We start from the raw sequence: 13,363 nt of genomic DNA, 5'->3' as shown, positions 1-13,363 counted from the left end.
AACGCAGCCATCGCCTGCGTTTTTTTGGTCTTAAAAGTCGGGCTAAAGTCAGCTACCCGCCTTCCAGGCTCGTTGAACCTGATTCATATCGATCTCCAGAATTGTGGCGTACACATCAGTCTGCACCGGATAGCTTTTCACCACCCGGGCGCCTTGTACAATACCCGCCACAGCGCCCCGGAACTGATTATCCTGTAACATCATATCCTTTACCGAAGACGTGCCAGCCAGATGCTGACCATGCACCAGAACGGTCAGCTCGCGATAGGCATCCAGCTTAGAAGCCTTCATCGCCATCAAGACTTTGTGCTGTTCGGTCAGCCCTGATTGCAGACTGATCGGCGCATAACCGGTTACCTGCACCCAGTCTGGTTCAAGCGGTGTGGTGTCTACAGAGGGCGGCAGATCTGGCAGAGCTGAAACTATATCTTTGGTCGACTCAACAAAAGTTTCACAGCCACTCAACATCAGAACCAAGATTCCGCAGAATAAGCCACGATAAAACCTCATCATCACAGCTCCATTTAACCGTTTAGCGTTATTTCTCACTGCTCTTCTCTCCTGGTACTACTGGTCCGGGTACCATTTTCAATTATCATCCCCTTATCCATAGACTGGATAGGATCATATCCTGGCAAAGCCCCTTCCAGTCGGGATATCGGTACATTGGTCTGCGCTGCGGCCAATATCTGACGGGTAGTCGTATCCAGCACTCTTGCATTCACTACGACACCATCCGGATGCTGGGTATACGTGCCGGTCAACACAAAATAGATACGGTAGCGATTATGCAGCGCCGAAAGATTACCCGTCGACAATGGATCTTTTGCTGAAGTATTCAGGCTAACAGCCCGGTAATCCACCAGGTTATAACCATGCTGCTGTAACTGAAAAATAAAGTTCTCGCTGAGCCGTTCTCCGGTCGGAGTACCGGTTTCTTTAGCGCCCAGTTTAACAAACGGTAGTATCGCAATCGGCAGTTTCTTAACCCTATTCTGTTGCAATCCGGCATTCAGCTGCACTGCCATCTGAGCGACTGCCTCGCTCAACGGGTCGGCGCCATTAGCCTGGCCATCGACAACTGCAACCTCAAATTTGGTCAGCTCACGGCGAGCCTTCAGGTTCGCAGCTTCGGCCTCCAGGTTAGCGGCATCCGCTTGTCGGATCGCCTCTATCGCTTCAGGACTTACACTTTCAACAGTTACCGGCACCGGCTTATCCAAAGCACAGGCAGACAGCAGCAAAACCGACAGCAATAAACAGTATCTCATCGAGAACCCACACCCACAGTTATCTATCCGCATAAATTAACATAAATCAGTTACTTAAACAGGTGTTCCGATATTGCTCAGGCATATTTGCAACTGACCGGCAAATTGCATACTTTAGGTTATCGGTCATCTACTAATTATGTTTAACCTTATGCTGCGTTTCATCACAACCCTGCTGTTCAGTTGCTTCTGCCTTACCACACAAGCCATCACTATGGAGGCCGAAGGTCGCGCCCTGATCTTTAATAAAGATCTCGACTCTGCCCGTCAGGCGGCAATTAAAAGTGCCTCACAACAGGCATCACTGCAGGCTAGCGCGTATGTCAGCAGCACCCAGAGCATCAATCAAGGCGTGCTCAGCATCGATAATATGCAGGTCAGTTCCCTGGGCATGATCAGCAATATCAAAATTCTGGATGAGAAAATTCAAGGCCGTATGCTATGGCTTAAGATCCGTGCTGACGTTAATTTTGAAGAGGGTTGCGCTGGCGGCGTGGAAGGCCACGGCTATCAGAAGTCGGTCGCTATAACCGCTTTTCCCTTGCTATATCCTGCTCAGGCCAACCTTGGAGACCTCAGCAACATACAAACCGAACTAGGTAACCAGCTTAGCAACCTGCTAAACCAAAACAGCAATCTGCGCGCACTCAATGCCGGCCAGCTTAGCGTTCACGAAACGGCGCAAACAGCTCCCAGCCGACAACTTAGCGCAGGCGCTCTGACAACCGTACTGGACCATACCCGTCAACTGGATGTGCAGTATATTGTATCCGGCGTGATTCGGGACGTAAGCATGCATGACCCGGCGACTACCGCAGTACAACGCAACATCCTGATAGATTTCTACAACCGTATGGATTATCGCAGCAAACGCCATCTGCGCACCCTGGCGCTGGATCTGTATGTCCACGATGGCTTTTCTGGTGCACTGCTCTTCAATAAGCAATATATAACTGCTGGTCGCTGGAATCTCTCGCCGGAAACACGTACCGGCTTTGCCAGTGCCGCATTCTGGCAACAGGATTACGGTTTACAGAGCCAGAAATTGTTACAGCAAATCGGCAATGACCTTAGCGATAAGCTGCGCTGCATGCCCTTTTCAGCCAAGATAACTCGCAGCGATGGCCAGCATATATGGTTCAACGCAGGGGCTTTATCCGGCATCAAAGCAGGCGATAAGCTAACGGTTTACCGCAAATCCAGCTTCTTTACTGAGGATATGCGCAGCCATGTACAACTGATTAATACTCGCAAGACACTGACAGTCACTGAAGTACAACCGATGTTTGCTATCGGCCGCCTGGCTATGGATGGCGCCGTTTACAACATTCAGCCCGACGATGTGGTTATGGCCTGGTAATTTGCGCATAGTGCAAAAAGCAGTGGCTAGATCGCCTGCTGCGCGGCTAGCTAGAACGGAAGGTAAACCTTCCTGCTAGTGGCTAGAAAAAGCAAAGTCAAAATCGAATAGCATTAACAATTTGTTTTGTGGGAACAATGATTTCATCCAAATTCCCGACCTCAAAACCAGAGACTAAAAAACCGCCTGCTGGCGGTTTTTATGCTTTTGATTTTTCTAGCCACTAGCAGCAAAGCTTGCTTTGCGATCTAGCGAGTGACGCTTGCGTCACGTTCTAGCTAGCAGCGCTTGCGCTGCGGTCTGCCTTATTGATTTCCGCGAATATTTACTTCTACCCTACGATTCTGCGCTCTGCCGGAAGAAGTATCGTTGCTGGCCACCGGATAGCGCTCGCCGTAACCTCGGGACTGCAACCGTAACGCTGCCACGCCGCCGCTGGCAAAGTATTGAGAAACACTGGCAGCACGCCGCTCGGAAAGATTCTGGTTATATTCAAAAGAACCGGTGCTATCGGTGAAACCATCAACACTGATGACAGTTTTATCAAACTTTATAAACACCTTGGTTACCGAATCCAGCACTGGATAAAAACCGCCACTGACCGTATAAGAATCGGTTGGGAAGGTAATATTGCCAGGCATAATCAGGCGAATCTGATCTCCGATACGCTCAACCCGAACACCGCTTCCCTCCAACTCCTGACGCAGCAGCATCTCCTGTTGATCCATGTAATAGCCGATACCACCACCCACTGCGCCACCAACCAACGCCCCGGTAATCGCACCTTTGGTACGATCCTTCTTACTTGATACCGCTGCGCCCAGCACCGCCCCAGTAACAGCACCGATACCGGCTCCTTTAGTCGCATTACTGGTTTTTGATTCCTGAGTATAAGGGTCCAGGGTCTGACAACCCGAAAGGGTTAATGCCGCTACCAAAATCACTGCTTTTTTCATTACCAATACCTCGCCTCAACCATAAAATTTGATCCCCTTTGGAACAGCGTGGGGCCTGAGCATTTACAAAAAGTTCCTGCTTATCACAGTTATATTACTTTTTTTAACTGAATATTAGCTTAGTTGCACAAAATAGCAGTGATAGATCTGGTCACCCGATACAACAACTTATAGAATCTCTGCAGTAATGACTTTGTATTGATCAGTCCCGAGGATAGTCCTTTGTCTCAACTTCCTGTAATCGTAGGTTTCGGCGGCGTCAGCCCTGCCGGACGCAGCTCTTTTCATCACGGCTACCGTCGTCTGATTCTGGAACGGTTGAATGACGCGAAACGCGACGAGACATTACTCGATCTGGCGACCCTGATGGGTCTGGCCTCGTTCGAGGATGGCTGCTATATCGATACTGAAGGAAGACAACAGAGCACCGCTGAACTGCTTAGCAATATCAGCGAACAGATCAAAGACAACACGCTGATCCGCAAGATTCAGAAAGAGTGCTTTGATGTCGACAAGGTCACCTTCAACCGCCCCGCTACCATCAACAGCGAAGAGACCATCCGATTCACTCTGCGCAAGCGCCAACTGCCTCTGAACATCCCGCAAAACTGGGATATCAAACAGCTGAGCGGAAGTCAGGTTGAGGTCACTCTGCAGGGTGATCTTGACGTCATCTTCCCGGATACCAAGCAAGCACAGGTTCAGGCGGCAGGTCAGTTACCGACCGGCTTCCAACCCGGCAAGCTTTATCAATCCCGAAATCACCCGCGCAATCTGCAGATGACCGTTTTCGGGGCTTCAGACGCGCTGCAGTCCAGCGGTATTCCCTGGGATAAAATTGCCGATAGCGTACGCCCCGATCAGATTGGCGTTTACGCCAGCAACTCCATTGGCCAACTGGATGACTTCGGATTTGGCGGCCTGACCAAGTTCCCGGCCATCGGCAAACGCACCACCTCAAAACAGATGCCGCTTGGCTATGCCCAGATGCCAGCAGATTTTGTCAATGCCTATGTACTTGGCAGCGTAGGCGTTACTGGCGGCGCTCTGGGCGCTTGTGCAACCTATCTGTATAACCTGCGCAGTGCAGTAAATGATATTCGCTCTGGCCGACGCAAGGTAGTATTAGTCGGTGGTAGTGATGCCCCGGTTACCCCTGAAATTATCGAAGGCTTCCGCGCCATGGGTGCGCTGGCAGAAAACAAAGACCTGCTGGCTCTGGATGGTCTGAGTTCACTAACCGATGCCGACTTCCGCAAAACCTGCCGACCATTCGGTAATAACTGCGGTTTCACTATTGCCGAATCAACCCAGTTCACTTTACTGATGAGTGACGACCTGGCGCTTGAGCTGGGTGCACAGATCTACGGCGCTGTACCGGAAGTATTCGTCAACGCCGACGGCCACAAGAAATCAATTTCTGCCCCTGGCATCGGCAACTACATTACGCTGGCAAAAGCCGCATCACTGGTAGGTAATATGCTGGGACAACAATCCCTGCAACAGCGTAGCTTTGTCCAGGCCCACGGCACCAGTACTCCTCAGAACCGGGTCACAGAATCTCACGTGATCAATGAAACAGCCAAGGCATTCGGTATCAATGACTGGAAAGTTGCTGCATTGAAGTGCTACCTGGGACATTCCCAGGGGACAGCCGGTGGCGATCAGCTCAACCTGTCTTTAGGTATATGGCAGTATGGTTATATACCAGGCATCGCCACCACTCCTGAATTTGCCGATGATATCCATGCCAGCAACCTGCACCTTAGCAATCAGCATATGGAGGTCGGTACAACAGGTATGGACTCCGTCATCCTGAACTCCAAAGGCTTTGGTGGCAACAACGCGAGTGCGGTTATTCTGGCCCCTCACATCACGCACCAAATGCTGTTAAAGCGCCATGGAAAGGAAGCCCTGAACCAGTACCAGAACAAGCTGTCGATGACACAAGAGCATGCCTGCGCATATGACCAGCAGAGCATTAAAGGCCTGACCCGGCCGATCTACTTGTATGACAATAATGTACTGGAAGGCCAAGACCTGGAGATCAGCGAGCATGAAATCAAGCTTCCTGGTTATAACAAGAGTGTTAGCCTGGACATTGAAAATCCGTTTGGCGATATGAGCTAACCCCATTTTTGAGATTAGAGTAGATAACACTATGCTCAGAGCATTTACTGCAGCACTTCTGGCCCTAGGCCTTACTGGCTGTATGAACAGCATAACAACTCCTGCTGAACCTGCAGATACCAGTTACTATGTCGTTGATCTGAAAGAATTTGACTTCTGCAAAGGCCTGAGCGACGTTTGCCAGAGTATGACAAGCATTACCATTGATGCCTATTTCGCCGGGGCCATTGAGGAAAGCTACAAACAGAAAATTACCGGCCCTAACTACCGAGCCAGCCTGGCTAGAATGATCCTGACACCAGCTAATAAGAGCTATACATCGGAACAGATTAGCGAGAATGGCCGGTACCATCGCGTACCCGCAAACGATATGACTGATACCGTATGGAAAACACTGACCGAGATTCAGTCCCGCTACGATAGAGCTCATTAAATTCGAAGCAACTGCCGCCCGTTTAATAACATATTACGGGCAATCTCCAGCTTAGTTTCAGGTCTTAACTCGCTAATCACCTTTAATACCAGCGAGACTCTTTCCGGATAATTGGTTTGCCCCTGAAAACCACTCAGGGGCATATCGGGCGAATCCGTTTCCAGCACAAAACTGTCTAAGGGCAGGTTTGTCACCAACTGCCTCAGTTTTCTGGCCCGTTCATAGGTCACACCGCCACCAATACCGAGCTTAAACCCCAGTTTCAGATATTCCTTAGCCTGTTGTTCACTACCGGAGAAGGCATGCACGATGCCCCCAGCGGGTAATTTTATCCGCCGTAGCCGTTGCAACATCTGATCATGAGCTTTGCGAACATGCAACAGAGCCGGCTTCTCATACTCTTTCGCCAGCTTCAGCTGAGGCTGCAACACTTCAAGCTGATACTGAAGATCAGCATCCGGGATAAACAGATCAAGTCCGATTTCACCTACAGCGATCAATTCAGGGCGATGCTTCAGCAGCTGTTCCAATCGCATCAGATCAGCACCATGATCAGCCTTAAGAAAACAAGGGTGCAGACCCAGGGCCGGATACAGCTCTTCATGTTCAGCACAGAGTTCGAGTACCCTGCTCCAGTTTTCGCTACTCACTCCTGGCACGACGAAACGGGTTACACCGTTATTTCGGGCACGCTCCAGCACACCGTCAATATCATTACTGATAGCGGGAAAATCCAGATGGCAGTGGGTATCAATCAGTTCCATAGCTTCAGTATAAACCGATTAATTGCGAGGATAACAAGATGCCGCGAGTACATCCTGATATCGCCGCTCCTGCACATCCACTTTCTCGCGGCATACCGTACACCCTGTACATAAAAAAGCCGGCAGATGCCGGCTTTTTATACAATCTTAGATCAGTGTTCGCGGGTTGCCCGAAACTGCATCTCCGGCCAGCGCTCTTCCGTGAGGCTCAGGTTCACCCTGGTTGGTGCCAGGTATGTCAGCAAACCACCACCGTCAATTGCCAGGTTGTCACCGCCTTTACGACGGAACTCTTCCAGCTTGCGTTCATCATCACACTCAACCCAACGGGCAGTCGCAATGGTCACAGGCTCATATTTACAATCAACCTTGTACTCATCTTTCAGGCGGTAAACCACTACCTCAAACTGCAACTGACCGACAGCGCCGAGAATCATGTCATTCTTAGCGATAGGCTGAAACAGCTGTACCGCACCCTCTTCCGATAACTGCTGCAAGCCTTTCTGCAACTGTTTCATCTTTAGTGGATCCAGTGGCCGAACCCGGCGGAACATTTCCGGTGCAAAATGCGGGATGCCGGTGAACTTAAGGTCTTCACCCTCAGTAAAAGTATCGCCGATCTGAATCGTGCCGTGGTTATGCAAACCGATAATATCGCCGGACCAGGCTTCTTCAACATTAGAGCGATCGCCCGCCAGGAAGGTAACCGCATCCGCGATCTTCACATCCTTTTTGATCCGCACATGACGCATCTTCATGCCTTTAGAATACCGACCGGAACAGACCCGCATAAATGCTATACGGTCACGGTGCTTAGGGTCCATGTTAGCCTGAATCTTAAACACAAAACCGGAGAATTTCTCCTCATCAGCCGCTACTTCACGACTGATAGTTGAGCGAGCAATCGGTGCCGGAGCAAAATCAACGAAACCGTCGAGCATCTCACGCACACCAAAGTTAGACAGTGCAGTACCAAAATAGACCGGCGTCTGGCGACCCGCCAGATACTCATCCTGATCGTATTCATGGCTTGCACCACGCACCAGTTCTATCTCTTCGACAAAGTCTTCGTACAGATCACCCAGTAACTCTTTAGCCTCATCCCCTTCCAGCCCTTTAATCTGGATATCATCAGGAATGATGCTGCCCTGTCCCGGCGTGAAGACATGGATAGTATCGGTGTACAAGTTATACACGCCGCGGAAATCCCGTCCCATGCTGATCGGCCAGGTTATCGGCGCTGCGGCTATCTTCAATACCGCTTCGATCTCATCCAGCAGATCAATTGGCTCCCGGATATCACGGTCCATCTTGTTGACAAAAGACAAGATCGGCGTGTCCCGCAGACGACAAACGTCCATCAACTTAATAGTCCGGTCCTCGACACCTTTTGCGCCGTCAACTACCATCAAAGCCGAATCCACAGCGGTCAGCGTACGATAGGTATCTTCCGAGAAGTCCTCGTGTCCAGGAGTATCCAGAAGGTTGACGATACGGCCGTTATGCGGAAACTGCATCACGGAAGACGTTACCGAGATACCACGCTCCTTCTCCATACTCATCCAGTCAGACGTGGCATGGCGATCAGCCTTCTTACCCTTAACGGTACCGGCTTTCTGAATCAGGTTTCCGAACAACAGCAGTTTTTCGGTAATCGTGGTTTTACCCGCATCCGGGTGGGAGATAATCGCGAAAGTCCGACGGGTCGAAACTTCCTGGGCAATGGCACTGCTAGACATAGTGATCCGGTAATCAAGAAAACAGCATCGGCCTAATGGTAAGTAGTCCCGGATACTGCATGGTTAAAATTTAACTGGGCGCTATTTTCCCTGAAACAGCCCCGATCCACAATGTTAAATAAAAATAACCACCCGAGATAACCGTTGCTGAAACGAACCCGACCCTCAATGTGAAATAAAAAAAACTTCGGAAGATAGCAGTTGATGAAACAATATATCACTGCCCTGAAACAGCCCCGATCCACAATATTGAATAAAAACAACCTATAGAGATCACCAGCCCTGCGACAATCTGCCACACCTGTGAAGTAAAACTATTGGTTATAATCCTGCTTTCTGCGAAGCTAATCCGGGTATTTCGTGAGGGGATTGGGACTTCTGGGAAATCTGGCTAAGCAGTTGGCTTGATCTTTCGAAAAGCCCTAGTCATTCTATGGCTCGAGGAAAATAGAGCCAAATGCAACGCTAGAATTTTCAGAAAACCGATCAGCGATACTTCATTACATAGCGCATCTTTCTTCTATAAGCTGCTTTCCTACTAACTATCTGGCCCGTATCGTTATTTGAGCGCCTTTATGAAAAATCCGGGTAAAACTATGACTTATTCCAGCAACACCCGGCACCAGTTACTGCAACTCAGTTATATCCGTACTATCACCATATTCGGTCAGGGTGCGTTGCTGCTGTATACCTTCTTTGCCCTCAGTGCAGAGTTAAATCCATGGCTGACGACCTCTACCTTGCTGGCGCTGGCGTTGCTGAATTTCTTTACCCTGATCCGGCTACAATCGGCAACACCGACCACGCCGCAGGAGCTTTTCATCCAGCTTATTGCCGATATTCTGCTCTATAGCTGTCTGCTCTATCAGGTCGGCGGTTCGAACAATCCTTTTTCATCGCTGCTGCTGATGCCGGTAATACTCAGCGCAACCACCCTGGGTCGTAACTTCACCTGGGCGATCGCTACTCTGGCCTGTGTCTGTTTCAGTTTGTTGCTTAACTTTAATATTCCGATCACCTTACCCGACACCGGTCATCAGCATCAGGCTGTTGCTCTGATGAATCTACATATGACCGGTATGTGGATAAACTTTCTGATTACAGCGGCCCTGATCACCTACTTTGTGGTCAATATCGGCGAACACCTGAAACAAAAAGACCTGGTACTGACCAAAGCCCGGGAGCAAAGGCTGCGCGACCAGCAACTGCTCTCTCTGGCAACAATGGCGGCGGGTACTGCACACGAAATGGGTACGCCTTTAGCCACCATGCGGGTACTGCTACACGAAATGTCACTAGACCATTGTCAGGACAACGAACTAAGTGACGACATCCGTATTCTGCAATCCCAGGTTGCTAACTGTAGCGATCGGCTTAAACAACTCGCCGATTCGGTCAAAGAGGAGCATGAGCAAGCCCGCTACCTGCCCGCCGATCAGTTCCTTAACGAGCTGTTGCATCGCTGGCAGATTCTGCGTCCTGATGCACGTTTTGAAACGCCAGTTATCTCGTCAGGCACCAGTCCGATGATTAAGAGTTCTATCCCACTACAACAGTCTTTTATAAACCTGCTGAACAATGCCACCGATGCCAGTCCGGAGCCGTTAGAGATCTCACTCGACTATCTGAAACAGGCGATTGTGGTTAAGATTCATGATCAGGGCCCCGGCATCCCACTGGAGCAGGCCGAAGACCTGGGTAAACCTTTTATAACAACCAAAGGCAAAGGCCTTGGCATCGGCCTGTTTTTAACAGCATCAGCCCTGACCAGCTATGGCGGCGAAGTGCGCCTGTATAACCACCCACAAGGCGGCACCCTGACAGAGATAACATTACCCCATGCAGATAAAGAGTAAATCGATGACCTCGACAAACCAGAAAGCTGATTTTTTAATTGTCGATAGTCAGAACATGTCAGTAAAATACTGCAACAGCTCTGCCTGGATAATTCCGCTGCTGATCTGTTCAGATAAAGAGTAAAACGATGACTACCCCAGACCCTAAACCTGACTTTCTGATCGTTGATGATGACCCTGTTTTTACTCAGGTCTTGAGTAAAGCTATCAGGCGCCGCGGCTTTAATACGATGGTTGCCGACAGCGCTGAGCAGGCCTGTGAAATACTGCAGCAGTTCCGCCCGGACTATGCCACTGTCGATCTGAAGATGGGAGGAGCCTCAGGTATTACACTTATTCCCGCGTTACTGGAAAGTAATCCACAGGTTAAGATCCTGATCCTGACCGGCTACTCCAGTATCAGCACCGCTGTGGAGGCTATCAAACTGGGAGCAACCGACTACCTGGCCAAGCCAGCCGACGCCGACCAGATTCTGGCGAAATTACAGCATCGTGAACCCGATCCGGATATTGAGATTGCCGAAAAGCCAATGTCAGTAGGACGCCTCGAGTGGGAACATATTCAACAGGTATTGCTGGAGCATGAGGGGAATATTTCAGCTACAGCCCGTGCTTTGGGTATGCACCGCCGCACACTTCAGCGAAAACTGATGAAACGCCCAACAAAGCAATAACAATGCCGATAGGCGCAGTAAATACTTACTGCTCATCGATATACTTTGTTGCATCGAAGGTTCTGATCCAGTCCGGATAGAACACCATCATCCCGGTCATGATAATACCGTTGAGCAGCCCTTCGGGAAACATAATCAGAGGTAGATACTGAATATACTCCTGATAGATTTTGGCGCCGCTATAGACTTCACTGATCCACAGCAGGAACCCCATACTCAGGCCGCCGCTCACTGTCGCAACACCCGCCCCCAGAAAACCACAGAGAAACAGATAGATGAAGAAATTCAGCGGCAGTTTCGCCTCCACCAGCCGCAATATCCCATAGCTGACAAACACTGGGATAATAATTGTGCAGAGGCCATTAACAGCAAATCCCTGCCAACTTTCCTGACCGATAATACTCGTACCTAACAACGCCAGGCTGGCAGCAAGGATAGCCAGATCCCAGCCAAACATCAGGGTCAGAACCGTCACCCCAAGAAAATGAATACCTAAACCCGGCGAGATACCCGCCCGCATCTGCCATAACAGCATCAGAATAACCGTAGTACCGAGAAACAGGTGCTGCAGCTGACGATTACTCAGCAACGTACGCCAGGGAGCGGAATATAAGGCGATCAACAACCCCAGAAAATAGACACCCTGGGCTAACCAGAACCAGAATCCGCCAATCAGATCCGTCGTAAGATTCATCAGGTCGATCCAATATTTACTGTAAAGAGTTTCTTGAGATTTACTAAAAAGTGTATCAGAAATAAAATCTTATACTTTACTGTAACTCATCAGAATGGCATCTTCACGACCGTTCGATAGTGGATAGTAACCTTTGCGCCGGCCATCTTCGGTAAAGCCATACCGCCGGTACAGCGAGATTGCCGCGACATTCGACTCACGCACCTCCAGTAGTAACCGGTTAATCCCCAGTGTTTGTAATTGAGCAGAAGCCTCAAGCAATAGCTGGTCTGCGCCTCCCCGACCGCGAAATTCTTTCAGCAAAGCAATTTGCAACAGTTCTGCTTCATCCAACAACCAGGAAAAAATAGCAAAGCCCAGCAGCGTCTGGTTCGATCGGATACCAAGGCAAAGATATCGCTGTTTATTCAGACACGAGGCTAGCTGAGACCGGGACCAGGGAGAGGTAAAACATTCATTCTCAATATCGATCAGGCGATCCAGGTCTGCTTCTGTAAGGTTATCCACAGACTGGAGATCAGTCATGATTGCCGGTTGCCTCAATATGTTCAAGCAACGGCTGCAGGTCACGCCAGACATCCCGCTTACAGCCAGGTACCGCAATCATCTCGGTCAGACTTGCGCTGGCCAGCGTCTTAACATCAGAGCGCAGACTGAACAGCATTCCGCGCAACTGATCCAAAGGTTCATCACGCTCCAGCACCATTCGCGCAGCCGCTTCACCCAATAAGATCACCTGCGACACTTTGTTATGTTGCAGGCTTTTCGCCAGTTTATGCTGCACCGTCAGCCTTGCCTGCTCTGCCCCCTGATCCAGAGAGCGGCTGGCAAACATCGGCCAGGGCAACATAAACTGATCGGCGGCGGCGCCACCCAGCAGCCCAATAGAACGAAGAATCTTATCCAGCAGAATCTGATGCTGCGGTGATACACCCTGCCGCGACCGGGGCGGCAAAGAATCCACCACCAGACAATCCTGATACGCTATGAACGCGAGTTTAAAAGGTTCCTGATGCTGGCTATCAGCGTTAGGCATCCTCACTTCAGGGATGTTCACTTCGATTGAAGTATCCGGACGCTGCTCGACCATCTCAGCAGCTTTGAACCTGCTATCAGTACTCACCGGCGCTGCACTGTCCACAGAACCTGCTACGGCTTCTGATGGGGTCGCTGCAGGCTTCATGCCCGGTTTAGTCTTTACTTTATCTGCAGCAGGATCCAGTCCACCAATACTGGCCGCCAGATCAGAGCGCGCTTGCGCCGCCGCTTTTTTTACTTCTGCAGGCGTTGCCAGAGGCGCCGAAGAGGCACTATGAACGGAGCTCCTTACGCCGCCCCGGGTTCCAGCTTCAGTAACCGCGTTATCCGGGTAAGTAAACTCAAACACCCAGTCGGGAGTCGCACGGGCGCCAGATAACTGCTGCCGTGGCAACCAGCTGGAAATCCCCATGGCTTCAAGGTACTGATGGCGTAGTTGCTCATCCAT

At 50.2% G+C, this 13,363-nt stretch carries 13 protein-coding genes; 5 read left to right on the top strand and 8 right to left on the bottom strand.

What is annotated here, in order from left to right; genetic code table 11:
• Nucleotides 1-48: 48 nt before the first annotated feature.
• Both ACQUQM_RS21410 and ACQUQM_RS21405 read right to left on the bottom strand, forming a co-directional pair.
• Nucleotides 49-513, bottom strand: a complete 465-nt coding sequence (locus tag ACQUQM_RS21410) for an LPP20 family lipoprotein (protein WP_432471902.1) — start codon at nucleotides 511-513, stop codon at nucleotides 49-51.
• A gap of 32 nt (nucleotides 514-545) precedes the next feature.
• Nucleotides 546-1,271, bottom strand: coding sequence for a FlgO family outer membrane protein (locus ACQUQM_RS21405; protein ID WP_432471901.1), 726 nt, complete (start codon nucleotides 1,269-1,271; stop codon nucleotides 546-548).
• A gap of 139 nt (nucleotides 1,272-1,410) precedes the next feature.
• Between ACQUQM_RS21405 and ACQUQM_RS21400 the strand changes: the two genes are divergently transcribed.
• A complete protein-coding gene (locus ACQUQM_RS21400; RefSeq protein WP_432471900.1) occupies nucleotides 1,411-2,631 on the top strand; it encodes a flagellar assembly protein T N-terminal domain-containing protein in 1,221 nt (406 codons plus the stop codon).
• 305 nt (nucleotides 2,632-2,936) lie between these two features.
• Here the strand turns inward: ACQUQM_RS21400 and ACQUQM_RS21395 are convergent, their stop codons facing one another.
• Nucleotides 2,937-3,587 carry an OmpA family protein gene (locus ACQUQM_RS21395; RefSeq protein WP_432471899.1) on the bottom strand — a complete coding sequence of 217 codons (651 nt, stop codon included), beginning with the start codon at nucleotides 3,585-3,587 and terminating at the stop codon, nucleotides 2,937-2,939.
• A 222-nt stretch (nucleotides 3,588-3,809) separates the two neighbouring features.
• Between ACQUQM_RS21395 and ACQUQM_RS21390 the strand changes: the two genes are divergently transcribed.
• Nucleotides 3,810-5,717, top strand: a complete 1,908-nt coding sequence (locus ACQUQM_RS21390) for a beta-ketoacyl synthase (protein ID WP_432471898.1) — start codon at nucleotides 3,810-3,812, stop codon at nucleotides 5,715-5,717.
• Between the two features lie 82 nt (nucleotides 5,718-5,799).
• Nucleotides 5,800-6,150, top strand: a complete 351-nt coding sequence (locus tag ACQUQM_RS21385) for a hypothetical protein (protein ID WP_432471897.1) — start codon at nucleotides 5,800-5,802, stop codon at nucleotides 6,148-6,150.
• Here the strand turns inward: ACQUQM_RS21385 and ACQUQM_RS21380 are convergent.
• A complete protein-coding gene (locus tag ACQUQM_RS21380) occupies nucleotides 6,147-6,914 on the bottom strand; it encodes a TatD family hydrolase (RefSeq protein ID WP_432471895.1) in 768 nt (255 codons plus the stop codon). The two genes, ACQUQM_RS21385 and ACQUQM_RS21380, sit on opposite strands and share 4 nt — an antisense overlap.
• A gap of 152 nt (nucleotides 6,915-7,066) precedes the next feature.
• Nucleotides 7,067-8,653: a peptide chain release factor 3 gene (locus ACQUQM_RS21375; protein WP_432471894.1), complete on the bottom strand. Its 1,587-nt coding sequence runs from the start codon at nucleotides 8,651-8,653 to the stop codon at nucleotides 7,067-7,069.
• Between the two features lie 596 nt (nucleotides 8,654-9,249).
• On the opposite strand from ACQUQM_RS21375, the gene ACQUQM_RS21370 reads away from it, so the two are divergent.
• Entirely contained in the window at nucleotides 9,250-10,509 is a 1,260-nt protein-coding gene (locus ACQUQM_RS21370; protein ID WP_432471893.1) for an ATP-binding protein, read from the top strand.
• Nucleotides 10,510-10,637: 128 nt separating this feature from the next.
• Nucleotides 10,638-11,183, top strand: a complete 546-nt coding sequence (locus tag ACQUQM_RS21365) for a response regulator transcription factor (protein WP_432471892.1) — start codon at nucleotides 10,638-10,640, stop codon at nucleotides 11,181-11,183.
• Nucleotides 11,184-11,208: 25 nt separating this feature from the next.
• Here ACQUQM_RS21365 and ACQUQM_RS21360 read toward each other — a convergent pair whose 3' ends face one another.
• The 3 genes from ACQUQM_RS21360 to ACQUQM_RS21350 form a co-directional block, all read right to left on the bottom strand.
• On the bottom strand, nucleotides 11,209-11,877 hold the full coding sequence (locus ACQUQM_RS21360; RefSeq protein ID WP_432471891.1) for an energy-coupling factor ABC transporter permease: 669 nt from the start codon (nucleotides 11,875-11,877) through the stop codon (nucleotides 11,209-11,211).
• 69 nt (nucleotides 11,878-11,946) lie between these two features.
• Nucleotides 11,947-12,402 carry a ribosomal protein S18-alanine N-acetyltransferase gene (gene rimI / locus ACQUQM_RS21355; protein ID WP_432471890.1) on the bottom strand — a complete coding sequence of 152 codons (456 nt, stop codon included), beginning with the start codon at nucleotides 12,400-12,402 and terminating at the stop codon, nucleotides 11,947-11,949.
• The gene (locus ACQUQM_RS21350; RefSeq protein WP_432471889.1) at nucleotides 12,395-13,363 is read right to left on the bottom strand and encodes a hypothetical protein; all 969 of its coding nucleotides are present in this window, start codon (nucleotides 13,361-13,363) and stop codon (nucleotides 12,395-12,397) included. The genes rimI and ACQUQM_RS21350 overlap by 8 nt, the downstream gene beginning before the upstream one ends.

This window comes from Amphritea sp. HPY, assembly GCF_050870985.1.
Classification (GTDB): domain Bacteria; phylum Pseudomonadota; class Gammaproteobacteria; order Pseudomonadales; family Balneatricaceae; genus Amphritea.
Note: the sequence above shows the minus strand (reverse complement) of the source record. Positions and strands in the feature narration are given on the sequence as shown.